The organism is Achromobacter pulmonis (assembly GCF_021733725.1).
Lineage (GTDB): Bacteria > Pseudomonadota > Gammaproteobacteria > Burkholderiales > Burkholderiaceae_B > Achromobacter > Achromobacter pulmonis.
The window spans coordinates 5,152,700-5,174,559 of sequence record NZ_JAIFOT010000001.1 but is presented as its reverse complement, the minus strand read 5'-3'; the positions used below and the strand labels follow the sequence as shown (position 1 = coordinate 5,174,559).

At 69.2% G+C, this 21,860-nt stretch carries 18 protein-coding genes and 1 pseudogene; 7 read left to right on the top strand and 12 right to left on the bottom strand.

Translation table 11 applies throughout. The features are described 5' to 3' along the window. Positions 1-13 precede the first annotated feature (13 nt). Positions 14-805 (bottom strand): molybdopterin-dependent oxidoreductase, encoded by a 792-nt coding sequence (locus K2W61_RS23825; protein ID WP_175132159.1) that lies wholly within the window; start codon positions 803-805, stop codon positions 14-16. A gap of 10 nt (positions 806-815) precedes the next feature. Then, on the bottom strand, positions 816-1,454 hold the full coding sequence (locus K2W61_RS23820; RefSeq protein ID WP_236756712.1) for a cytochrome b/b6 domain-containing protein: 639 nt from the start codon (positions 1,452-1,454) through the stop codon (positions 816-818). 202 nt (positions 1,455-1,656) lie between these two features. Between K2W61_RS23820 and K2W61_RS23815 the strand changes: the two genes are divergently transcribed. Next, a complete protein-coding gene (locus K2W61_RS23815; RefSeq protein WP_236756711.1) occupies positions 1,657-2,388 on the top strand; it encodes a response regulator transcription factor in 732 nt (243 codons plus the stop codon). Beyond that, entirely contained in the window at positions 2,385-3,857 is a 1,473-nt protein-coding gene (locus tag K2W61_RS23810) for a sensor histidine kinase (protein ID WP_236756710.1), read from the top strand. The genes K2W61_RS23815 and K2W61_RS23810 overlap by 4 nt, the downstream gene beginning before the upstream one ends. A gap of 19 nt (positions 3,858-3,876) precedes the next feature. On the opposite strand, the gene K2W61_RS23805 is transcribed toward K2W61_RS23810, so the two are convergent. From K2W61_RS23805 to K2W61_RS23790, 4 genes and pseudogenes are all read right to left on the bottom strand, one after another. Continuing rightward, positions 3,877-5,037, bottom strand: a complete 1,161-nt coding sequence (locus tag K2W61_RS23805) for an NAD(P)H-dependent flavin oxidoreductase (protein ID WP_175132158.1) — start codon at positions 5,035-5,037, stop codon at positions 3,877-3,879. A gap of 168 nt (positions 5,038-5,205) precedes the next feature. Further along, the gene (locus K2W61_RS23800; protein ID WP_175132157.1) at positions 5,206-6,594 is read right to left on the bottom strand and encodes a tripartite tricarboxylate transporter permease; all 1,389 of its coding nucleotides are present in this window, start codon (positions 6,592-6,594) and stop codon (positions 5,206-5,208) included. After that, positions 6,591-7,064, bottom strand: coding sequence for a hypothetical protein (locus K2W61_RS23795; RefSeq protein ID WP_175140031.1), 474 nt, complete (start codon positions 7,062-7,064; stop codon positions 6,591-6,593). Before K2W61_RS23795 ends, K2W61_RS23800 begins: the two co-directional genes overlap by 4 nt. 94 nt (positions 7,065-7,158) lie before the next feature. Further along, a pseudogene (locus K2W61_RS23790) lies at positions 7,159-8,454 on the bottom strand (hydroxymethylglutaryl-CoA reductase, degradative); the annotation flags it as partial. Positions 8,455-8,580: 126 nt separating this feature from the next. On the opposite strand from K2W61_RS23790, the gene K2W61_RS23785 reads away from it, so the two are divergent. After that, entirely contained in the window at positions 8,581-10,011 is a 1,431-nt protein-coding gene (locus K2W61_RS23785; protein WP_175132154.1) for an aminotransferase-like domain-containing protein, read from the top strand. On the opposite strand, the gene K2W61_RS23780 is transcribed toward K2W61_RS23785, so the two are convergent. From K2W61_RS23780 to K2W61_RS23760, 5 genes are all read right to left on the bottom strand, one after another. After that, positions 10,002-10,790, bottom strand: coding sequence for an anaerobic ribonucleoside-triphosphate reductase activating protein (locus tag K2W61_RS23780; RefSeq protein WP_175140029.1), 789 nt, complete (start codon positions 10,788-10,790; stop codon positions 10,002-10,004). The genes K2W61_RS23785 and K2W61_RS23780 overlap by 10 nt on opposite strands. Next, positions 10,756-10,938: an anaerobic ribonucleoside-triphosphate reductase gene (gene nrdD / locus K2W61_RS23775; protein WP_006395259.1), complete on the bottom strand. Its 183-nt coding sequence runs from the start codon at positions 10,936-10,938 to the stop codon at positions 10,756-10,758. Before nrdD ends, K2W61_RS23780 begins: the two co-directional genes overlap by 35 nt. Positions 10,939-11,002: 64 nt before the next feature. After that, on the bottom strand, positions 11,003-13,003 hold the full coding sequence (locus tag K2W61_RS23770) for a ribonucleoside triphosphate reductase (protein ID WP_175132152.1): 2,001 nt from the start codon (positions 13,001-13,003) through the stop codon (positions 11,003-11,005). A gap of 161 nt (positions 13,004-13,164) precedes the next feature. After that, positions 13,165-14,157, bottom strand: a complete 993-nt coding sequence (locus tag K2W61_RS23765) for a Bug family tripartite tricarboxylate transporter substrate binding protein (RefSeq protein WP_175132151.1) — start codon at positions 14,155-14,157, stop codon at positions 13,165-13,167. A gap of 13 nt (positions 14,158-14,170) precedes the next feature. Next, positions 14,171-15,595: a M20 family metallopeptidase gene (locus K2W61_RS23760; protein WP_236756709.1), complete on the bottom strand. Its 1,425-nt coding sequence runs from the start codon at positions 15,593-15,595 to the stop codon at positions 14,171-14,173. A gap of 128 nt (positions 15,596-15,723) precedes the next feature. Between K2W61_RS23760 and K2W61_RS23755 the strand changes: the two genes are divergently transcribed. Then, positions 15,724-16,650 carry a LysR family transcriptional regulator gene (locus K2W61_RS23755; RefSeq protein ID WP_175140028.1) on the top strand — a complete coding sequence of 309 codons (927 nt, stop codon included), beginning with the start codon at positions 15,724-15,726 and terminating at the stop codon, positions 16,648-16,650. A 139-nt stretch (positions 16,651-16,789) separates the two neighbouring features. Further along, positions 16,790-17,551, top strand: a complete 762-nt coding sequence (locus K2W61_RS23750; protein ID WP_175132148.1) for a hypothetical protein — start codon at positions 16,790-16,792, stop codon at positions 17,549-17,551. 30 nt (positions 17,552-17,581) lie between these two features. Here the strand turns inward: K2W61_RS23750 and K2W61_RS23745 are convergent, their stop codons facing one another. Continuing rightward, positions 17,582-18,832 (bottom strand): NnrS family protein, encoded by a 1,251-nt coding sequence (locus K2W61_RS23745; protein WP_236756708.1) that lies wholly within the window; start codon positions 18,830-18,832, stop codon positions 17,582-17,584. Between the two features lie 241 nt (positions 18,833-19,073). Here K2W61_RS23745 and K2W61_RS23740 point away from each other — a divergent pair, with 241 nt between their 5' ends. Then, a complete protein-coding gene (locus tag K2W61_RS23740; protein ID WP_236756707.1) occupies positions 19,074-20,333 on the top strand; it encodes an MFS transporter in 1,260 nt (419 codons plus the stop codon). Positions 20,334-20,352: 19 nt separating this feature from the next. Beyond that, positions 20,353-21,738: a NarK family nitrate/nitrite MFS transporter gene (locus K2W61_RS23735; RefSeq protein WP_175132146.1), complete on the top strand. Its 1,386-nt coding sequence runs from the start codon at positions 20,353-20,355 to the stop codon at positions 21,736-21,738. Positions 21,739-21,860: the final 122 nt, after the last annotated feature.

The following is a 21,860-nucleotide window of genomic DNA, read 5'->3' as shown; positions in this document are numbered from 1 at the left end:
AAAGAAAAAACACCTAGCTGCCGCCGAACCAGTTGTAGCCCTGGTCCTCCCAGTAACCGCCCGGGTAGGTGTTGGTGACGAAAATCGCCTGGATGTGCTTGGGGTTCTTGTAGCCAAGCTTGGTGGGCATCCGCAGCTTCATCGGGAAGCCGTACTCCGGCGGCAGCGTCTTGCCGTCGTAGGTCAGCGCCAGAATGGTCTGCGGATGCAATGCGGTGGGCATGTCGATGCTGGTGTAGTAGTCATCGGCGCATTTGAAGCCCACGTATTTCGCGCTCAGGTCGGCGCCCACGCGCTTCAGGAAGGCCGAGAACGGCACGCCGCCCCATTTGCCGATGGCGCTCCAGCCCTCGACGCAGATATGGCGCGTGACCTGGTCGATCTGCGCCATGGCGCGCAGCTCGTCCAGCCGCCAGCGGCGCTTGTCGGCCACCAGGCCGGTGACTTCCAGCCGGAAGCTTTCTTCCTCGACCTGCCGCACCTCGTCGATGCCGTAGTAGGCATTGAAGGGGAACGGGCGGGTGATCATGGATTCCGGATAGGTCGGGGCCAGCTTGTCCGGGTCGAAGATCCAGCCCTGCACGCGGTCATTGAAGCGCGACACGGCGGTCAGCGCTTTCTCGACGTTTTCATCGTCGGACAGCGTGCAGCCGGACAGCATCGCCAGCCCGCCCAGCGTCAGGCCGCGGCGCAGGAAGGCGCGGCGCGAGGGCGCCTCGACCCGCTTGTCCAGGATCTTCACGGCTTCCTTCAGGATGGCCGGGCCGTCCAGGCCCAGCAGCGACAGGCGTCGTTTTGCGCTCACGTAGGGCTCCTTATTTACCGCGGATCATCGCGATCAGGCTGCGCGGCACCAGCGCCACCATGATCAGGTGCAGCGCCACGAAAGCCACCAGCAATGCCATGGCGAAGAAATGGATGCGGCGCGCGAATTCATAGCCGCCCAGCAGCACGCGCAGCGTGTCGAACTGCACGGACTTCCACAGCACCAGGCCCGACAGCACCAGCACCGTGATGTCGGCGATGACGAACAGGTAGGCCAGCCGCTGCACCTGGTTGTAGTGGCGCGGGTCGGCGTGCGACAGCTTGCCGTGCAGGGCCGCGGCCAGGTCGCGGGCGACGCCGCGCGGGCCGACCGGGAAGAACTTGCGCCACAGGCGGCCGGTGGTCAGGTTCAGCCCCAGATACAGCAGGCCGTTGACCAGCAGCAGCCACATGCCGGCAAAATGCCATTGCAGCGCGCCGCCCAGCCAGCCGCCCAGGGTGATACCGTTGGGAAAGGTGAAGTCGAAGAACGGCGCGGCGTTGTAGACGCGCCAGCCGCTCATGACCATGATCACCACGGCCAGCGCGTTCAGCCAGTGCACGATGCGCAGCCAGCCGGGGTGCACGGGGCCGTGGCCGGCGGGCGCCGGGGCGGCGGGGGCGTCTGGGGTGGCGGGCGTGGCCATCATGGCGGGGCTCCTCGGGGAGGCGGTTGTTGTCGTTGGAGCCATTCTTCCCCGGGGGCGATATCCAAGTCCTCACGCAAACTTAAAATAAATGTGATAACTCGCCGTCCGTGGATTGGCGACAATAGCCGTGCCGGCGCGGGTAGATTCCCCCGCGTCCGGCGCTGCCCGCGGCCCCCGGCCGCCTCCTGCCGACAGAGTCCCCATGGATACGTCCCGCCGCGTCCTGATCGTTGAAGACGACGCCCATATCGCCGAATTGCTGCGCCTGCACCTGCGCGACGAGGGCTATGCGGTCGAGCACGCCGCCGACGGCAACGAAGGCATGCGCCGGCTGGAGGAGGGCGGCTGGGACGCCCTGGTGCTGGACCTGATGCTGCCCGGCATCGACGGCCTGGAAATCTGCAAGCGCGCCCGGGCCATGACGCGCTACACCCCCATCATCATCACCAGCGCGCGCTCCAGCGAGGTGCACCGCATCCTGGGCCTGGAGCTGGGCGCCGACGACTACCTGGCCAAGCCGTTCTCCATGCTGGAACTGGTGGCGCGGGTGCGCGCCCTGTTGCGCCGCACCGAGGCGCTGGAGCGCAACGCCCGCCTCGATGCCGGCAGCCTGCAGCAATATGGGGTGGCGATCGACCCGATCGCCCGCACCGCCACCGTCGACGACCGCCGGCTGGACCTGACGCCGCGCGAATTCGACCTGCTGCATTTCTTCGCGCGCCATCCGGACAAGGTGTTTTCGCGGCTGGACCTGTTGAATCAGGTCTGGGGCTACCAGCACGAGGGCTATGAGCACACCGTCAATACCCACATCAACCGCCTGCGCACCAAGATCGAAACCGATCCGTCCAATCCCCAGCGCATCCTGACGGTCTGGGGCCGCGGCTACAAGTTCGCGGCCGCGCCCGGCGCGCCGTCGGAGTCCTCCCCATGAAGCGCCTGACGCTGACCCAGCGCCTGTCGGCCGTGTTCGCCTTGCTGCTGCTGGCGTGCTGCGGCGCATCGGCGTGGCTGCAGATTTCCGCCAACCTGCGCTACGAGCAGGAGGTGGTGCAGCGCCTGTCCAGCGGGCTGGCGCAGCACATCGCCGGCACCAATGAATTGATGGACGCCAATGGCTGGAAGCCGGACGCGGTGCGTTCGTTGTTCACCATGCTGATGGCGGTGAATCCGGCGGTCGAGGTCTACCTGCTGGACAACGATGGCCGCATCGTCGGCGACGCGGCGCCGCCCGGACAGATCAAGCGCGACCGGGTCGACCTGGCGCCGGTGCGGCGCTTCCTGGCGGGCGAGGCGCTGCCGATCGAGGGCGACGATCCGCGCCACGCCGATACCGCCAAAGTGTTCTCGGCCGCGCCGGTGCGGGTGGCCGGCCGCGAGCAGGGATATGTGTACGTGGTGCTGCAAGGGCAGGCGCATGACGCGCTCGCCATGGCCGTGTCGCGCAGCGCGGTGCTGCGCACCACCCTGTGGTCGATTGCGCTGGTGGCCCTGCTGGGCCTGGTGGCTGGCCTGGCGGCGTTCGGCCTGATCACGCGGCCGCTGCGCGGGCTGACGCGGGCGGTGCGGGCCTTCGACGGCGATGACGGCCGCGCGCTGGCGGCGCTGGAGAAGCCCGCCGACGCCAGCGATACCAGCGGCGACGAAATCTCGCTGCTGCGCCGCAGCTTCGTGCAGATGGGCCGCCGTATATCCGAGCAATGGCGCGAACTGACGCGCCAGGACCAGCAGCGGCGCGACCTGGTGGCGAACATCTCGCACGACCTGCGCACGCCGCTGACCTCGCTGCATGGCTACCTGGAGACCCTGCGGCTCAAGGACGAGACGCTGGACGCGGCCGAGCGCCGCCGCTATCTCGACATCGCGCTGGCGCAGAGCCGCAAGGTCGGCCGGCTGGCGCAGGAACTGTTCGAGCTGGCGCGGCTGGAGTCCGGGCTGGTGCGGCTGGAACCGGAAACCTTCTCGCTGCCCGAACTGGCGCAGGACGTGATCCAGAAGTTCGAGCTGGCGGCGGAGGCGCGCCAGCAGCGGCTGACCACCGCCATCGACCAGGACCTGCCGCCCGTGCGCGCCGACCTGGGCATGATCGAGCGCGTGCTGACCAACCTGCTGGACAACGCCATCCGCCACAGCGCGCCGGGCGGCCGCATCGAACTGAGCCTGGAACAGGCGCGCGACGGCGTGCAGGTGCGGGTCAGCGACAACGGCGCCGGTATTCCCGAGGCCTTGCGCGCTGGCCTGTTCACGCGCGCTTCGGTGCTGGCCGACGGGCCGCGCGACGGCGGCGGATTGGGCCTGGTGATCGTGCACCGCATCCTGAAGCTGCACCACAGCGACATCCGGCTGGTGCGGCGGCCGGAGCCCGGGGCGGTGTTCGAATTCGACTTGCCGGCGGCGCGCTAGCGCCTGCCGCGCGCCACCGTCATTGGGCCGCGGCCGGCATCCGGCCGTTGAGCAGGTAGTCCATCAGCTCGCGCACGCTGCGCATGGCATCGCCGAACGGCAGCTTGGACGCGCCGCGGAAGAACAGGCCGCGGCTGACTTCGCCGCGCAGGGCGGCGGCCAGCTTCAGGTCGATGCAGAACTGGCCGAAGCGCGCGATGCCGTCGCGCAGGCCGCATTGCGTCAGGCAGTCCATGCGCTGGCTGCAACGGCGCGCATCGCAGCGGGTATTGTCCTGCAAGGTCTTTTCCTGGCGCAGGTAGCGCGTCAGCCATGGCGTCGGCACGGCGCGGGCCGGCAGGCCGGCCACGCTGGTGAATTCGGCCAGCTTGTCCGGATCGGCCGCCATCAGCACACGCTTGAAGTTCTCGTGCGCGTCGCCTTCATGGGTGACCGCGAAGGCGGTGCCCACCTGCACGCCGTCGGCGCCGTTGCCGAGCCAATGGCGCACCTGGTCGTGGCTGCCGACGCCGCCGGCCACGATCAGGCGCGGCGCGTCGCGGCCCAGTTGCAGATCCTGGAACAACTGGCGGCATTCGGCCAGCACGCGCTTGAAATCGAAGCGCTCGTCGTGGATGTCATCCAGGCGCGCCGCGCCCAGGTGGCCGCCGGCATAGCCGGGGTGTTCGATGACCACGGCATCGGCCATGCGGCCTTTCTTCATCCATTTCTTCAGCACGGCGGCCACGCCGCGCGCCTCCGACAGGATCGGCACCAGCGCTACCTTGGGGTAGTCGGCGGTCATGTCAGGCAGGTCCAGCGGCAGGCCGGCGCCCATGACGATGGCCTGGGCGCCGCTTTCGCAGGCCTGGCGCACCAGGGCGGGGTGGTCGCGCACCGCCTTCATGACATTGACCGCGACTACGCCACGGCCCTGCGCGGTGTCGAGCGCGGCGCGCACCTCGCGGTCCAGGGCCACGCGGTTGGCGCTGTCGATCTGCTCGCGGTCGCGGCAGTCCTCGGTCTGCTCGACCAGGTCGGGGTGGTGATGGCGCAAGTCCACACTGGCGATGGTGCCCACGGCGTTCTGGCTGGCGACCGCGCCGGCCAGGCGATGGGCGGAAACGCCGACGCCCATGCCGCCCTGGATGATGGGCAGCAATTCGCGTCCGGCGAGCGTGAGGGATTTGAACCACGTCATGAAATAGCCTTAGGTAGGAACAGTGGTTCCGAGGCTAGAGCAAGGCAGGGCGGGCCGCCTTGCGCGGGATCAAGCGGGCAGGGGAAAGCGGCGCAAGAGCGGCCGGGCGCCTGGCCCGCGGACTCATAGGGGCGGAGCCGGACGGCTCCGCCCCGTGCCGCCGGCGCGTTACGCCACCAGCTTGACCAGCGCCGGCACGGTCAGCACGGCGGTGTAATAGCCCATGAACTGCACGCCGGTGTTGAAGCCGAAGCGGCGTGACAGCAGGCCGCCGAACAGGCCCATGGTCAGGATCACCAGCAGGCCCAGGAACTGGCCTTCCCACACGCTGATCACGATGATCAGGCCCACGAAGGTGGCGATGATGGCCTCGTGGCTGACCTTGCGCGACACGAACAATGCCGCGCGGCGCGCGAAGTTCATGGCGAAGGGGTACGAGACGAGGGCCGCCAGCAGCACCGCCAGCATGCCATAGCCCAGGAATTCCCAGTGGTTCAGCAGGTTGTGCAGGTTGTGGGTCTGGCCGCTGGCCGCGTCCACCGTGAAGCGCGGCGGCGCGTTGAACAGCGGCGCGGCCGGGCCCGCCGCCACCGGGCTGAGCGGCAGGCCGAAGGCGATCAGCGGAATCAGGGCCTCGGCGATATAGGTGGCCTCGGTGACGCCGTTGCGCGCGCTCAGCACCGTGGTCAGGCGATGATAGGCATGCTTGACGCGCGATCCCACCAGTTCGCCCAGCACCACCGTCATCGCCACCGGGCTGAAGACGAAGGTGGCGCTGGAGATAGTGGCCGTGGCCAGGGTCCAGCGGGTCTGGATGCGGTCCATCACCTTGAGCGGGTTGGGGAAGTAGCCCGACCAGCCCTTGACGTCCGGCGCCAGCGAGAACGTGCGCACCTTGTCGCGCATCATCTGCGCCCGGCCTTGCGGCGCGATCACGGTGAACAGGTCGGCGATCAGCGGGCCGATGGCGATGCCCAGGAAGTAGCTGATGCTGAGCTTGACGCCGTATTTGGCGGTCAGGCTCTGCAAGGCCACGATCACCACCACGAACGGCACCAGCAGCGCCACCGAGGCCCAGCGGCCAGCCGAGAAATAGGCGATCAGCACCGCCGCGGCCAGGAATATCCACGGCGCCCACTTGGTGATGGCGGCGCCGAATGGCGCCAGCAGCACGGCAAACAGCACCGCCAGCGGCACCGCCACGAAGGCGGCGACGATGGCGCCCGAGACCATCTTGCGCAGGGCGATGTGCGGCACGCCCAGCTTGCGCAGCATGTTGGCGTCCTGCAGCAACGGCGTGGCCATGGTGTCGCCGGGAATGCCGAGCAGCGCCGTCGGCACCGCGTGGGTCATGTGCTTGGCCACCGCGCCGGCCAGGAAGAAGGTGAAGACGCCGGCCGGCGGCACCCCCAGCAGCACCACCAGCAGCGTCAATGGCGCCAGCGTGGTGGTCTCGTCGGTGCCGGACACCAGGCCGATGGCGGCAAACACCACCGCGCCCAGCAGGCCCATGCCGGCGGCCACCATGATCTGTTCAAGCAGCACGGGATCGCTCATGCCGGCACCTCTTCATGCACGTTGCGCGCCCGGCCCTGCGGCGCCGGCGCCGCGGCGGGCGCGGCGAACAGTTCGTACAGGCCCAGTTCCTGCAGTTCCTTGACCACCTCCGGCGGCAGGTCCGCCAGCGTGCCCAGGCCGCCGGGTTGCGCGGCCAGTTCGGCCAGCACCTCGGCGCGCCAGGCCGGATCGTGCGCGGCGCTGTGCTCGACCACCTCGCGCTTGGGCGGGAACAGGCGGGCGCAGATCACGCCCGACAGCACGCAGCCGGCCAGCCCGGCCAGCATGGCGTAGGCATGCGCCAGTTCCGGCGAGGCGACTTTGTCGCGCAGCCAGGCGCTGGCGGCGTAGAAGCCCGCCACGCTGATGAGGATGCCGATGGCGATGGCCCACGCCAGGTGGCGCAGGTCGACCGTGTCGTTCCATACTTCGGCCAGGCGTGCGGCCGACGCCTTGCTGTCTCTTTCCATGTCTGTCTCCTTGATGGATCGGCGGCGCGGGTGATTCCCGGCGCCGCCTCTGTTTTTGTGCGGCCGGCGTGCGTGCGCGGGCCGTGCCGTGCCGTCAGGCCGGTTTCCGCAGTTCCTCCAGCAGCGCCAGCGCGCGGTCGGCGCGCACGTCCTTCTCCTCGGCCATGCGGCGCGCCAACTGGTCGATCTCGGCGCCCACGGCGCCCACCGTCAGCGCGATGTTGCGCGCGTGCAGCGCCATGTGGCCGCGCTGGATGCCTTCGGTGGCCAGCGCCCGCAGCGCGCCCAGGTTCTGTGCCAGGCCCACGGCCACGGCGATTTCGCCCAGCTCCTGGGCCGAGCGCACGTCCATGATCTTGAGCGCCAGCCGCGCCAGCGGATGGGTCTTGGTGGCGCCGCCCACCAGGCCCACCGGCATCGGCATTTCCAGTGTGCCGACCAGGGCGCCGCTGGCGTCCTTTTCCCAATGGGTCAGCGAGGTGTAGCGGCCGTCGCGGCAGGCATAGGCGTGGGCGCCGGCCTCGACCGCGCGCCAGTCATTGCCGGTGGCGACAATGACCGGGTCGATGCCGTTCATGATGCCCTTGTTGTGGGTGGCGGCGCGGTACGGGTCGGTGGCGGCGAACACGTAGGCGTCCAGCACGCCCTCGATGATCTCGGCGCCGCTGCGCTCCCGGGTGTCGAGGGTCTGCGGCGTCAGGCGCACGCGGGCCCGCGACAGGCGCAGGTCGGCCAGGTTCGACAGGATGCGCAGCCGCACCGTGCCGCCGGTGATCTCCTCGACCAGCGGCGCCACGGCCTCGGCCATGGTGTTGACGGTGTTCGCGCCCATGGCGTCGCGCACGTCGACGATCAGGTGCAGCACCAGCATCGGGCCGCGCGGCGTGTCGGCGAATACGTGCGCCTCGATGTCCTGGCAGCCGCCGCCCAGGCCGATCAGCACCTGATCGCGGCTGTTGGCCCGCGTGACGATGCGCTCGCGTTCGCGCAGCAGCGCCACGCGGGCGCCGTGCGGGTCGGACAGGCCCAGCACCTGCACCTGGGCGCGCATCAGCGGCCGGGTGCTGGAGGTCTCGAAGCCGCCATTCCCGCGCGCCAGCTTGGCCATGAAGGAGGCCGCGGCCACCACCGACGGTTCTTCCACCGCCATCGGCACCAGCACGTCGCGGCCGTTGACCTGGAAGTTGCCGGCCACGCCCAGCGGCAGTTCGAAGGCGCCGATGACGTTCTCGATCATGCCGTCGGCGCGTTCCAGGCCGAGCGCGCCGGGCTCGGCCAGTTGCCGGCGTTCCTCGGGCGTCAGGCCGGCCGCGTCGGCGATGGCGGCGAGACGTTGGGCAGGGGTGAGGGCGCGGAAGTTCGGCAGGCGTGAATCGGCCACCATGGCATTGTCTCCATCTAAGAATCGGGTGACCGGATTCTAGGTAAACTGTACCGGCCTTCAGAGGTACAGTTTGGGCAAACAGTACCATCGCACTGCACCAATTTTCGACTTTTTCCTGCTGGAAACCGCGCCGTGGACGCCGACAATTCCCCGGGCCGCGCGCCACGCGCCGCGCCCATCGCCGAAAGCCTGGCGCGCCTGATCGGCCGCCAGATCGCCGAAGGCGTGTACCGCCCGGGCGACAAGCTGCCCTCGCTGCGCGAGCTGGCGCAATTGCACCGTTACGCCAAGAACACCGTGGTGGTGGCGTTCGAGATGCTGGTGGCGCGCGGGCTGGTCGAGCCGCGCCGCGGCTCCGGCTTCTACGTGCTGGACACCGGCCGGGCGCGGCGCGCCGCCGATGAGGAACCGGGCCAGTTGAGCCGCGCCATGGACATCGTCTGGCTGATGCGCGAACAGCTCAAGACCCAGCCCGACGCGATCGCCGCGGGCGACGGCTTTCCGCCGGTGGAATGGCTGGCCGACATGCGTATGGACCGTTATCACCAGAAGGTGGTGCGCACCGGCCTGGGCACCTTGTTCCGCTATGGCAGCCGCTTCGGCTATGCGCCGCTGCGCGAGAGCCTGGTGCGCAAGCTGGGCGACGTGGGCATCAGCGCGGCGCCGTCGCAACTGGTGCTGACGCACGGCGCCAACGAGGCCATGGACCTGGTGATCCGCTATTTCCTGCCGCCGGGCGCGGCCGCGCTGGTGGACGATCCGGGCTACTACCCGCTGTTCGGCAAGCTCAAGCTGGCCGGGGTGCGCATGCTGGGCGTGCCGCGCCTGGCGGACGGCCCCGACCTGGTGGCGCTGGAGGCCTTGTTGCAGCGCGAGAAGCCGCGCCTCTTTTTCACGCAGTCGCTGGCGCACAATCCCACCGGTTCGGACATTTCGCCGGCCAAGGCCTACAGGCTGCTGCAACTGTCGGCGCGCCACAACCTGATCGTGGTGGAAAACGATCCGCTGGCCGACTTCAAGCCGACCTCGTCCGTGCGCCTGTCGGCGCTGGACCAGTTGGAGCGCACCCTCTACATCGGCAGTTTTTCCAAGTCGTTCTCGGCGGCGCTGCGGGTCGGCTTCATCGCCTGTGGCGCGGGACTGGCCAGCGACCTGGCGGACCTGAAGGCGCTGGTACACGTCAGCAGCTCGGAGTATTGCGAACGCATGGTCGACGTGATGCTGCGCGACGGTCACTACGAGCGCCACCTGGTGCGCCTGCGCCAGCGGCTGGAGGCCGCTACCGGCGATGCGCTGCGCGTGCTGGATTCGCTGGGCGCCGCGGTCTACACGCGGCCCACCCGTTCGCTGTATCTCTGGGCGGCGTTTCCGGGCATCGACAACTCGCTGGCGCTGGCCGAGGACCTGATGCCGCAGAAGGTCATCATGGCGCCGGGGCGCGTGTTCAGCGTCGACCCGACCGCGGCCTCGCCGTGGTCGCGCTGCAATGTGGGCGCGGTGGCGTCGCCGCGCTTTCACGCCGCGCTGGCGGCGCGCCTGGGCCGCGGCGGCGCTCAGCGATAGGTGAATGCCTCGAACCAGGCGCGCAGCAGGGCTTGCGCCTGATCGCCGAGCAGCCGCGCCGGCGGGGTGCTGGGGCAGCTGCGCGCGCCCTGTACCGCGAAGCGCTTGACGCCGCGCCGCGCCAATTCACGCGCCAGGCCCAGCAGCCGGGTCTCGTCGAGCCAGTCGGGATGCCAGGTGATGCGGCATTCGAAATCCACGCCCGCCGCCAGCATCTGGGTCAGGCAGGCCTGCGCGGGCCGGTGCGAATCGCGCCGGCCGGTGATGTCGTCATAGCCCTGCGCATCGGCCTTGATGTCCAGGCCGACCCAGTCCAGGTAGCGCAGCACGTCGGCCAGGCGCAGCGGATAGATGCCGGCGGTGTGCAGGCCGATGCGATAGCCCATGCGCCGCGCCTCGCGGATCATCGACGGCAGGCGCGGTTCGCTCAGCGGCTCGCCGCCGGAGAACACCACGCCGTCCAGCAGGCCCTGGCGGCTTTCCAGGAAGGCGCGCACCTCGCGCCAGTCGTAGCGCGCGTTGCGCGTCTGCAATTCGGCGTTGTGGCAGTAGTGGCAACGCCACGGACAGCCGGCGATGAAGACCACGGCGGCCAGCGTGCCTGGCCAGTCGACGGTGGAAAAGGGCGTCAGGCCGCCCACGGCGGGGGCGTGGCGCGGTAGCGGCTGCGGCGCCGGCCGCGGCGGCGCGGCGTGGATCATGCGGGCTTGGGGGCGGGCGACGGCCTTGCGGCCGCCGGCCGCTTCAGGCACGTTGTTCGACGAAGAAGCGGCGTTCATTGAATTCGCCTTGTTTGCCGGTATTGAAGGAAGACACGGGGCGGTGGTAGCCCATGACGCGGGTCCAGACTTCGCAGCGCACGCGCTGGCTGTCGTCCAGGCGCAGCGCCTGCGGGGCGGCGGCTTCGGGGGAGATCACGGTTTGCATAATGGCTCCTGGGGAAAGGCCGGGCGCAGATCGCCCGGGGAAAAAAACGCGGTGGGCGGCGAGATCAGGCCGGCGCGCAGCACGAGGCCTGCTTGGCCAGCAGTTCGGCGTCGCACTTGGGGCAGAACTCGTGGTGTCCGGCCAGATAGCCGTGGTTCGGGCAGATCGAGAACGTCGGCGTGACGGTGATGTACGGCAGCCGGAAATTCGACAGCGCGCGCCGCACCAGCGCCTTGCAGGCGCTGGCCGACGAAACGGCTTCGTTCATGTACAGGTGCAGCACGGTGCCCCCGGTGTACTTGCCCTGCAGCGCTTCCTGCAGCGTCAGGGCCTCGAACGGATCGTCGGTGTGGCCCACCGGCAACTGGCTGGAATTGGTGTAGTAGGGCTGGGCCTCGGTGCCCGCCTGCAGGATGCCGGGGTAGCGCTTGCGGTCCTCGCGGGCGAAGCGGTAGGTGGTGCCTTCGGCCGGCGTGGCCTCCAGGTTGTAGAGGTGGCCGGTCTGTTCCTGGAACTCGGTCATGCGCGCCCGCACCCGGTCCAGCAGGCGCACCGCCAGCGCGTGGCCGGCGGGCGTGGTGACGTCGTCGGCATCCTCGCTGAAATTGCGGATCATCTCGTTGATGCCGTTCACGCCCAGCGTGCTGAAGTGGTTGCGCAGCGTGCCCAGGTAACGCCGGGTGTAGGGGTACAGGCCCTGGTCGATATAGCGCTGCACCACCTTGCGCTTGGTTTCGAGTACGTCGCGACCCAGCGCCAGCAGATGGTCCAGGCGCGCCATCAGGGCGGCCTCGTCGCCGCGGCAGGTATGGCCCAGCCGCGCGCAGTTGACCGTCACCACGCCCACCGAGCCGGTCTGCTCGGCCGAGCCGAACAGGCCATTGCCGCGCTTGAGCAGCTCGCGCAGGTCCAGCTGCAGGCGGCAGCACATGGAGCGCACCATGTGCGGCTCCAGGTCGGAATTGAGGAAGTTCTGGAAGTACGGCAGGCCATAGCGCGCGGTCATTTCGAACAGGCGCTCGGTGTTGGGGTGGTCCCAGTCGAAATCGGGCGTGATGTTGTAGGTCGGAATCGGGAAGGTGAACACGCGCCCCTTGGCGTCGCCGGCCATCATCACCTCGATGTAGGCGCGGTTGATCATGTCCATCTCGGTCTGCAGCTCGCCATAGGCGAATGGCATTTCCTCGCCGCCGAGGTAAGGAATCTGTTCGCGCAGGTCGGCCGGGCAGGTCCAGTCGAAGGTCAGGTTGGTGAACGGCGTCTGCGTGCCCCAGCGGCTGGGCACGTTGAGGTTGTAGATCAGTTCCTGCATGCACTGCTTGACCTCGGTGTAGGTCATCGCGTCGCGGCGGATGAAGGGCGCCATGTAGGTGTCGAACGAGCTGAAGGCCTGCGCGCCGGCCCATTCGTTCTGCAGCGTGCCCAGGAAATTGACGATCTGGCCGATGGCCGCCGACATGTGGCGCGGCGGCGTGGCCTCGATCTTGCCGGGGATGCCGTTGAAGCCTTCGGTCAGCAGTTGGCGCAGCGACCAGCCGGCGCAATAGCCGCTGAGCATGTCCAGGTCGTGGATGTGGATGTCGCCGTCGCGGTGGGCCTGGCCGGCCTCGGGCGTGAAGACGTTGGACAGCCAGTAGTTGGCGGTGACCTTGCCGGCCACGTTCAGGATCAGGCCGCCCAGGCTGTAGCCCTGGTTGGCGTTGGCGTTGACGCGCCAGTCGCGCTGTTCCAGGTATTCCTCCATGGCGCTTTCGACGTCCACCAGGGTGTGGCGCAGCGCGCGCAGGCGGGCGTGCTGTTCGCGGTAGACGATGTAGGCGCGCGCGGTGCGCCAGTAGCCGGCCTTGACCAGCGTTTCCTCGACCTGGTTCTGGATGGTCTCCACCCCGGGGCAGACGTTGCCGTCGGCGGCCAGCGCCTCGATCACCGCGCCGGTCAGGGCGTGGGCGAGGTCGGCGTCCAGTTCTCCGGTGCCGCGGCCGGCGGCGGCGATGGCCGCCGCGATCTTGGCGCGGTCGAATGCGACGACCCGGCCGTCGCGCTTGAGGATGTGTTGGAGTTGCATCGCTGACACCATATGTTGTGGAGTGGAAAAACTCTACCACCACCTATGGTGCTCGGGGTCGGGCGGCCCAAGCGTATGTCAGCCCGGCTTGATGCCGGTCAAACGGCCCGGAAGGGGCCGGCGCGGACGCAAATCCGCCGGCCCGTCTTGCACAGCGCGCCTCAGTCCAGCTTGATGTCGGCGCGCCGGCCGACTTCGCCGAAGGTCTTCAGTTCCTGTTCCATGCGCGCGGTGAAGGCCGGGCCGTCCAGGTAGACCGGTTCCAGCGCCAGGTCGCTCACGGCGCGCCGCACCTGCGGGTCGGCCATGATGTCCGCGACCGCGCGGTTCAGCGTGTCCAGCACCGGTTGCGGTGTGCGCGCCGGGGCCACCAGGCCGTACCAGCCCACCATCGAGACGCCGGGCAGGCCGCTTTCGATGAAGGTCGGCACGTCCGGCAGTTGCGGCACGCGGTGTTCGCCGGTGACGGCCAGCGCCCGCACCTTGCCGGCCCGGGCCTGCGGCGCGGCCGACGACACCGTGTCGACGCCCAGCGCGATTTCGCCGCCGATCAGCGCCGTGACCAACTGTGCGCTGCCTTTGTACGGCACCGGCGTCATCCTGGCGCCGGCCGCCGAGGCGAACATCTCGCCGACCAGGTGCGGCGCCGATCCTGGGCCAAAGGTGCCGTACATCAGGCCGCCGCCGGCGCTTTTGTCGTGGGCCAGCGCGGCGGCCTGTTGCACGGTCTCGACCGGCAGGCCGTTCTGCGCCAGCAGCACCACCGGCGCCAGCGCCACGATGGCAATCTGCGCGAAGCTGGTGCGCGGATCATAGGGCAGGCGCGACTTGAGCGCCGGCAGCACGGTGTAGGTGGTGCTGCCCGACAGCAGCAGGGTATAGCCATCGGGCTGGGCGCGCGCCACGGCTTCGGCGCCGATCACGGTCGAGGCGCCGGGACGGTTCTCGACGATCACGGCCTGGCCCAGCTTGCCGGACAGCTTGTTGGCGAGCAGACGGGCGACGGCGTCGGTGGCGCCGCCGGGCGTGAACGGCACCACCAGCTTGATGGCTTGTTCGGGGTAGGCGGCATGGGCGGCGGGCGCGCCCAGGGTGGCTTGCAGGGCAAGGGCCGAGAGGCTGGCCAGCGCGGCGGCGCGGAGTCGGGCGATCATGGTGGGGGTCCGGTCAGGGTTGGGCAGGGGTGACGGTGTCCTGGGCGCGCTGGCGCGTGGCGGCGCCTTGCTCGCCCAGATCCCAGAACAGGCCCGCCATGATGGCCAGGCCTTCGCGCGCCACGCTGCCCAGCAAGTGTTCGTTGGGGGCATGTTGCGCACAGGCGGGATAGGAATGCGGTACCCACAGCGTGGGCAGGCCGAGCAGGTCGGCGAAGATGTCGTTGGGCAGCGAGCCGCCCAGGTTGGGCAATAGCGCCGGTCGCTGGCCGGTGCTGCGTTCGAGCGAGGCGGCGGCCCAGCGCACCCAGGCATTGTCGGGGGACAGCCGGGTGGCGCCGGCCTGCATGCCGACACGGACCGCGATCTGGCCAAAGCCGGCCTGATCGAGGTGGGCGCGCAGGTGGCGTTCCAGCGCCCGCCAGTCGGTGCCGACCACGAAACGCAACTGGCACCAGGCGGAGGCGGTCGGCGGAATGGCGTTGACCGGCTTGGCCGGATCGCCGGCGCCGAAGGTCAGCACGTCCAGGCTGTTCCAGCCGAAAACCTGTTCCGAGGGCGACAGGCCCGGTTCGCCCCAGTCGGTGTCGATGGCGGGATCGTCGGGGCCGCCGCCCACCGCCAGATCGGCCAGCGCGGCGCCCACGGCGGCCGGGATCGGGGGCGGGCGCAGGCCCGGCACCAGGATGCGGCCACGCGCATCGACCAGCGTGGCGATGGCGTGCGACAGGATGATGGCGGGGTTGGCCAGCAGGCCGCCCCAGTTGCCGGAGTGGTAGCCGCGATCGCGGGCGCGCAAGGACAGCTCGAAGTTGACCGCGCCGCGCGAGCCCATGAACAGGGTGGGGCGGGCGGCGGCCAGGCGCGGGCCGTCGCTGGCGATGAAGACATCCGCCGCCAGCGCCTCGCGCTGCGCCTCGCAGAAGGCGGCCAGGCCAGGCGAACCGGCTTCCTCGCCGGTCTCGATCAGCCAGGTGGCGTTGAATCCCAGCTTGCCATCGCGGGCCCGCAACACCGCGCGCAGGGCCGCCAGGTTGATGCTGTGCTGGCCTTTGTTGTCGGCAGTGCCGCGGCCATACCAGCGGTCGCCCTCGACTTGCAGGCGCCACGGATTGCGGCCGGCATCCCATTTGGCGGCGTTGCCGCGCACCACGTCGCCATGGCCATACAGCAGCACCGTCGGCAACGCGGCGTCCTCGATGCGCCGCGCCACCAGGATCGGCAGGTCCACGTCCGCCGGATTGGGGTACACCCGGCAGGTGAAACCGAGCTGTTGCAGCTGGGGTTCCAGCTCATCGCGCAGATAGGCGTGCTGGCAGGCGGCCTGGCCCGGCTCCTCGCTCTCGGTCTGGTAGGCGACGCGCCGCGCCAGCTCGGCCTGGAGCGTGCCGTCGTCATAGGCGTTGGTGGCGTGAAGAAGGGCTTGTTCGCGGATCACTGCGGTCTCGGGACAGGGCTGGGAAGACACAAAGTTATTACGCTTGTTCACATGCCACAATTAGATAATTCGCACTTGATCATTGCTATTAAGGCAACGACACGCGCTGGCATGCCAAAGGGGGCATTGTGATTTCGCTGGGCCTGAGATATTTCCTGGAAGTGGCGCGCTGTGGTTCCATCGCCAGCGCGGCGGCGGCGCAGCATGTGGCGGCCTCGGCGGTCAGCCGCCAGATCGCCAAGCTGGAGGACGAGCTGGGCGTCGTCTTGTTCGAACGCCTGGCGCGCGGTATGGCGCTGAGCGAGGCCGGCCGCCAATTGGCCGCCTATGCCAACGCCGCGGCGCTGGAGGCCGAGCGCGTCACCACCGGTATCCGCCAGCGCAGCGCGCTGGGCGATGTGACCATCCGGCTGGCCTGCACCGAGGGGTTCGCCCACCGCTTCCTGCCGCACTGCATGGCCGATTTCAAGCGCACCCGTCCCGAGGCGCGCTTTCACCTGCTGGTGGAGCGGCCCGACGAGGTCACCCGTCTGGTGCTGGAAGGCTTGTCGCAATTGGCGCTGCGCTACACGGTGGCGCCGGACGAGCGCCTGAATACCGAGCTGCAATGCCGCGCGCCGATCTATGCCGTCATGTGCCGCCGCCATCCGCTGGCGGCGCGCCGCAGCATCGGCGTGCGCGACCTGACCCAGGTGCCGCTATCGCTGGGCGACTCGGGCACCACGGTGCGCGACTTGTTCGATACCGCCTGCGCCAACGCCGGCGTGCATATCGAGCCGGCCTACGTGTCGAACCATTCGGCGGCGTTCCTGCCGATGTTGCCGGGCAGCCCGATCGTGGCCCTGACGGGCTACCTGACGGTGACGGGGCTGCTCGATAGCGCCGGCCTGGTGGCCGTGCCGTTCAGCCATCCGGAAATGCGCCAGCGCAGCATTCAGGTCGTGACCCTGCGCGGCTGTACCTTGCCGCCGCTGGCGCGCGAGTTCCTGGCGCTGCTGGCCGCGCGCCTGAGCGTGGCGCCGCGCGCGCCGGAGAGCGAACGCACGGCGGGATGACGGCGCGGGTCGGCGCGCCGGGCGCGGGCAGCCACCGGGGACTGCCGCGCCCGCGCGGAACCGGGGCGATAAAATAGCGCCCCGATCCCTGCCACGGCCCGCAATGCGATGCCGCCGTGCCTTTGCCTGGCTTGCCCTCATGACCGACTCTTCCCGCGCTGTTTTCGATGATCTTCTGCAACAGGTGCATGACCGCCGCGCGCGCCTGCGTTTGTGGCGCGATACCTGGTCGACGTACGACGCCATGCATGCCCAGACGCTGGCGCCGCTCGAAACCGAAGCGCTCGAACTCAAGGCCCGGTTGGTGTTCTGCTTCGACCATGCGTGCAAGCAAAAGGAACTGACCAAGGCCGAACGCCAATTGGCCGCCGAGATCGGGGGGGAACTGGCGCAGGAAACCTTGTACGCGGCGGTCTTGGATGGCACACCGGGCGAATTCGACCTGGAGCGCGTCAAGGCCATCTACCGCAAGCACGGCGGCGCCGATTTCGACGCCGAGGTTGCCGCCGAACTGGCGCAGGTCCAGACGCGGCCGGCCGAGGCGCCTGCGGATCCGGCGACGCCGTCGGCGTGGGCGGCGATCGAGGCGCTGGGGCGCGAGGGCGGTGGCGAAGGGGCGCCGCATGTCGAGGCCCTGGCGGCGTACCGCGAAGCGCTGGACCAGGCGCTGGCCGCCACCGAGCGCGCCTTCGTGGCCCGTTATGGGTTCGATCCCGCGCAGACGGTCGACCCGGCCGAGCTCATGGCCGACCTCGAGGCGGAAATCGCCGACGTGAAGGAATACATCGGTGAGCTGGAGTTCGAGCTGTCCCAGTTCGTCGACATGCAGCAGGTCAAGGCCTGGTTGAAGGCAATGAAAAAGCAGTTGGACGCCGACCGCCGGCGCGGCACGCGGGGCTGACGCCGCGGCGCGGGTCCCGGGGCCGCCGCCTCACGGCGCCCGGCGCGGCGCGGCCGGCACGATCTTCATCATCGGCGCGGCCGCCTTGGCCGCGGCGTCGGCGCGCGGCCGGATCATCCACGGGAAAAAGCGCCACAGATACAAGCCGAATCCCAGGACCCAGGCGCCGGCCGAGGCATGCAGCAGGCCCAGCGTGGCGCCGGTCGGCAGCAGGGCGGCCAGGCGCAGCAGCGCTGCCAGGATCACCAGCGCGTAGCTCAGCACCATGCTGCGGTCGGCGCGTAGCGGCCGGCCCAGGTGGCCCATGGCGGTGCGCGTGGCCATGCCGATGATCAGCACGGAAAAGCCGGCCACGCCAATGACGTGTGCGGGCCAGGCGGGCCGCGCCACGTAGCCGGCCAACTGCGCCGCGCCCACCAGCAGGCCCAGACCCAGGCCGAGGTAACCCACGTACAGGATCCACAGCAGCGGCACGCGGCGCGCGGCCCAGGGCTTCCAGGCCAGCCACTGCGCCAGCGCCAGGGCGCCGGTGATCGCCAGCGCCAGCGCGGCGGCGCGCGGCGCGCCGGCCAGCAGGCAGGCGATGGCCAGCACCCCGGCGGCCAACTGCCAATGGCCGCTGCGGGTGTGCGGCGGGATTTCCAGGCCGGCGACGGCGCGCCTGGCGAAGAACGGCAGCACGCGGCGCGCGATCAGCAGCGTCAGCACCGCCATGGCCAGCAGGCCGGCATTGAAGTAGCGCATCACCGCCAGGTAGTCGCCGGCCAGGGCGGCGCACAGGTACAGCGCATGGGCCACGGCCAGCGCCAGCAGCAGCAGCGGCACGCCGTAGTTGCGGCGGTTGCGCGTGATCCAGACGGCGCGCGCCAGCGCGGCGGCGGCCCAAACGAAGAACAGCAGGTCGGCGGCCGCGGCGATCGCGAACGCCGTCATGCCAGGCACCAGGTAGGCGCCGCGCGCCACCAGCCAGACCACGCACAGCGCCGCCAGAGGGCCGCCGCGCAGCGGATTGCGGCCGGTCCAGTTGGCGCCCGCCGTCATCAGGAAGCCCACCGCGATGGTGGCCACGAAGCCCCACAGCATCTCGTGCGCGTGCCACGGCATGGCGTTCAGCACGCCCGTCAGCCGGGCGGGCGCGAACACCCACAGCAGCACCGAGGCCAGCGCCCAGAAACAGCCGGCCAGGTAGAGGGGGCGAAAGCCCATTTCGGTGAAGGCGCGCCAATTCGGCCGCGCGGCGCCGTCGGCGGCGGGTTCTTCCAGGGTGAGCAGGGTGGACATGTTGGCCTTTACGCGGGTGGCCGGCAGGGCGGCCTTGAATGTGTATTTGAAATACATATTAAAGCCGCGGGAAGTTTTCGGTCCATCGCGCGGGTTTGATCCGGCGCAAACGCGGCGGCTTTTCCGGGGTGACTAGTCACATCGGCAGCGCCGATATGGTCGGCCGGCGAATGGTGGCGCGCAGCGCCGGTCCCTAGGCTTGGGGCTGTCGAATTCCGTGTGCAAAAAAGCGAGAACCACCATGGCATCAACCCACCCCTCGGCCAGCGCGCCCATGCGGGTCCTGGTATCCAGCACCTTCGCCTTCACCATCTGCTTCGCGGTATGGATGATCTTCGCGGTGCTGGGCATTCCCATCAAGTCACAGCTCGGCCTGTCCGAAACCGAATTCGGCCTGTTGGCCGCCATGCCGGTGCTGACCGGCTCCCTGGTGCGGGTGCCGCTGGGCATCTGGACCGACCGCTACGGCGGCCGCCCGGTGTTCTTCGTGCTGATGCTGCTGGCGGTGGTGCCGATCTGGCTGCTGTCCTACGCCACCGAGTACTGGCAGTTCCTGGTGCTGGCGCTGTTCGTGGGCCTGACCGGCGGCTCGTTCTCGGTCGGCACGCCCTACGTGGCGCGCTGGTTCCCGCGCAACAAGCAAGGGCTGGCCATGGGCGTGTTCGGCGCCGGCAATTCGGGCTCGGCCATCACCAAGTTCGTGGCGCCCGCGCTGATCGCCGCCGCCGGCGGCGCCTGGGTGATCGTGCCGCAGGTGTACGCGGTGGCCCTGCTGGTGACGGCGATCCTGTTCTGGCTGTTCTCGGCCTCCGACCCGTCGCACCGGGTGGCCGGCGGCGCCTCGCTGCGCGCCCAGTTCGCAATGCTCAAGGACCCGCGCGTGTGGCGCTACTGCCAGTACTACTCGGTGGTGTTCGGCGGCTACGTGGCGCTGGCGCTCTGGATGACCAAGTACTACATCGGCGAATACGGCTTCGACATGAAGCTGGCGGCGCTGCTGGCCGCGTGCTTCTCGCTGCCGGGCGGCGTGCTGCGCGCCATGGGCGGCTGGATTTCCGACCGCTACGGCGCCTACAAGACCACCTGGTGGGTGATGTGGGTGTGCTGGGTGGCGTTTTTCATTCTCAGCTATCCGCAGACCCATTTCACTGTCATGACCACGGGCGGCCCGCGCCAGTTCGACATCGCCCTGGGCCCGACCAGCTTCACCATCCTGCTGTTCATCGTCGGCATCGCCATGGCGATCGGCAAGGCCTCGGTCTTCAAGTTCATCTCGGATGAGTTCGGCCAGAACATCGGCGCGGTCTCGGGCATTGTCGGCCTGGCCGGCGGGCTGGGCGGCTTCATCCTGCCGATCCTGTTCGGCGTGCTGCTGGACCTGACCGGCGTGCGTTCGAGCGCCTTCATGCTGCTGTACGGCACGGTCTGCGTTTCGCTCATCTTCATGCATTTCAGTTTCCGGCCCGAAAGCGCCGCCATCGCGCGGCGCCAAGCCGCCTGAATCCAATCGGAGAAAAGCTATGTCTTCCCATGTCCTGGCGCGCTGGGAGCCGGAGAACCCCGGCTTCTGGCAACAGACCGGCGCCCGCATCGCCAACCGCAATTTGTGGATTTCCATTCCCGCGCTGATGCTGGCGTTCAGCATCTGGATGCTGTGGAGCGTGGTGGTGGTCAACCTCGACCGCGCCGGTTTCATGCTGTCCAAGAACCAGATGTTCTGGCTGACGGCGCTGCCGGCGCTGTCCGGCGCCACGCTGCGCATCTTCTATTCGTTCCTGGTGCCGGTGTTCGGCGGCCGCAAATGGACCGCGATCTCGACCGCCTCGCTGTTACTGCCGGCGCTGGGCATGGGCTTCGCGCTGCGCGACCCGACCACGTCGTTCCCGACGCTGCTGGTGCTGGCGCTGTTGTGCGGCCTGGGCGGCGGCAACTTCAGCTCCAGCATGGCCAACATCAGCTTTTTCTTTCCGAAGGAAAAGAAGGGCCTGGCCACCGGCCTGAACGCCGGCATCGGCAACCTGGGGGTGTCGCTGGTGCAGTTCGTGGTGCCGGTGGTGATTTCGATGGGCGTGTTCGGCGCCCTGGGCGGCGAGCCGCAGACCATCACGGCCGGCGGCGCGCAGCGCAGCCTGTGGCTGCAGAACGCCGGCTTCATCTGGGTGGTGCCCATTGCGCTGGCCTCGCTGGCGGCATGGTTCGGCATGAACGACATCGCCGACGCGCGCGCCTCGTTCGCCGACCAGGCGGTGATCTTCAAGCGCAAGCACAACTGGCTGATGTGCTGGCTGTACGTGGGCACGTTCGGCTCGTTCATCGGCTTCTCGGCCGGCTTCGCCATGCTGACCAAGACGCTGTTTCCGCAGGTCGACCCGACCACCTACGCCTTCCTCGGCCCGCTGGTCGGATCGCTGACGCGGCCGGTGGGCGGCTGGGTCTCGGACAAGCTGGGCGGCGCCCGCGTCACGCTCTACACCTTCATCGGCATGATCGCCGCGGTGCTGGGCGTAATGGCGTTCCTGCCGCTGAACGGGCAGGGCGGCGATTTCAACGGCTTCCTGGCCATGTTCATCGTGCTGTTCGCGCTGACCGGCGTGGGCAACGGTTCGACCTTCCGCATGATCCCGGTGATCTTCCTGCGCGAGCGCACCCAGGCCGCGCAAGGCAAGGGCGAGGCGGCGCAGAAGCAGGCGCTGACCGACGCCGCGCGCGAATCGGCCGCGGTGCTGGGCTTTTCCGGCGCCATCGGCGCCTACGGCGGCTTCTTCATCCCGCGCAGCTTCGGCACCTCGCTGGAACTGACCGGCAGCGCCCAGGCGGCCCTGTATTGCTTCATCGGCTTCTACGCCACCTGCGTGCTGGTCACCTGGTGGTACTACGCGCGCCGCAACGCGCCCGTGCCTTGCTGAGACAGCAGCGGCCAGGGTGACTAGTCACTCTGCCGCGCCCGCCCTGTGCCACCGGCGAATGGCCGTCCGGGCGGGCGACCACTAAAGTGATTTCGACAGCACAGATTGCAGTATGCGCCGGC

What these genes read in the sequence shown, in the direction of transcription:
- K2W61_RS23780 (WP_175140029.1), bottom strand. Translation starts at nt 10,790, where the DNA reads ATGAACGCCGCTTCTTCGTCGAACAACGTGCCTGAAGCGGCCGGCGGC.
- K2W61_RS23810 (WP_236756710.1), top strand. Translation starts at nt 2,385, where the DNA reads ATGAAGCGCCTGACGCTGACCCAGCGCCTGTCGGCCGTGTTCGCCTTG.
- K2W61_RS23765 (WP_175132151.1), bottom strand. Translation starts at nt 14,157, where the DNA reads ATGATCGCCCGACTCCGCGCCGCCGCGCTGGCCAGCCTCTCGGCCCTT.
- K2W61_RS23795 (WP_175140031.1), bottom strand. Translation starts at nt 7,064, where the DNA reads ATGGAAAGAGACAGCAAGGCGTCGGCCGCACGCCTGGCCGAAGTATGG.
- K2W61_RS23740 (WP_236756707.1), top strand. Translation starts at nt 19,074, where the DNA reads ATGGCATCAACCCACCCCTCGGCCAGCGCGCCCATGCGGGTCCTGGTA.
- K2W61_RS23815 (WP_236756711.1), top strand. Translation starts at nt 1,657, where the DNA reads ATGGATACGTCCCGCCGCGTCCTGATCGTTGAAGACGACGCCCATATC.
- K2W61_RS23750 (WP_175132148.1), top strand. Translation starts at nt 16,790, where the DNA reads ATGACCGACTCTTCCCGCGCTGTTTTCGATGATCTTCTGCAACAGGTG.
- K2W61_RS23805 (WP_175132158.1), bottom strand. Translation starts at nt 5,037, where the DNA reads ATGACGTGGTTCAAATCCCTCACGCTCGCCGGACGCGAATTGCTGCCC.
- K2W61_RS23745 (WP_236756708.1), bottom strand. Translation starts at nt 18,832, where the DNA reads ATGTCCACCCTGCTCACCCTGGAAGAACCCGCCGCCGACGGCGCCGCG.
- K2W61_RS23820 (WP_236756712.1), bottom strand. Translation starts at nt 1,454, where the DNA reads ATGATGGCCACGCCCGCCACCCCAGACGCCCCCGCCGCCCCGGCGCCC.
- K2W61_RS23800 (WP_175132157.1), bottom strand. Translation starts at nt 6,594, where the DNA reads ATGAGCGATCCCGTGCTGCTTGAACAGATCATGGTGGCCGCCGGCATG.
- K2W61_RS23770 (WP_175132152.1), bottom strand. Translation starts at nt 13,003, where the DNA reads ATGCAACTCCAACACATCCTCAAGCGCGACGGCCGGGTCGTCGCATTC.
- nrdD (WP_006395259.1), bottom strand. Translation starts at nt 10,938, where the DNA reads ATGCAAACCGTGATCTCCCCCGAAGCCGCCGCCCCGCAGGCGCTGCGC.
- K2W61_RS23735 (WP_175132146.1), top strand. Translation starts at nt 20,353, where the DNA reads ATGTCTTCCCATGTCCTGGCGCGCTGGGAGCCGGAGAACCCCGGCTTC.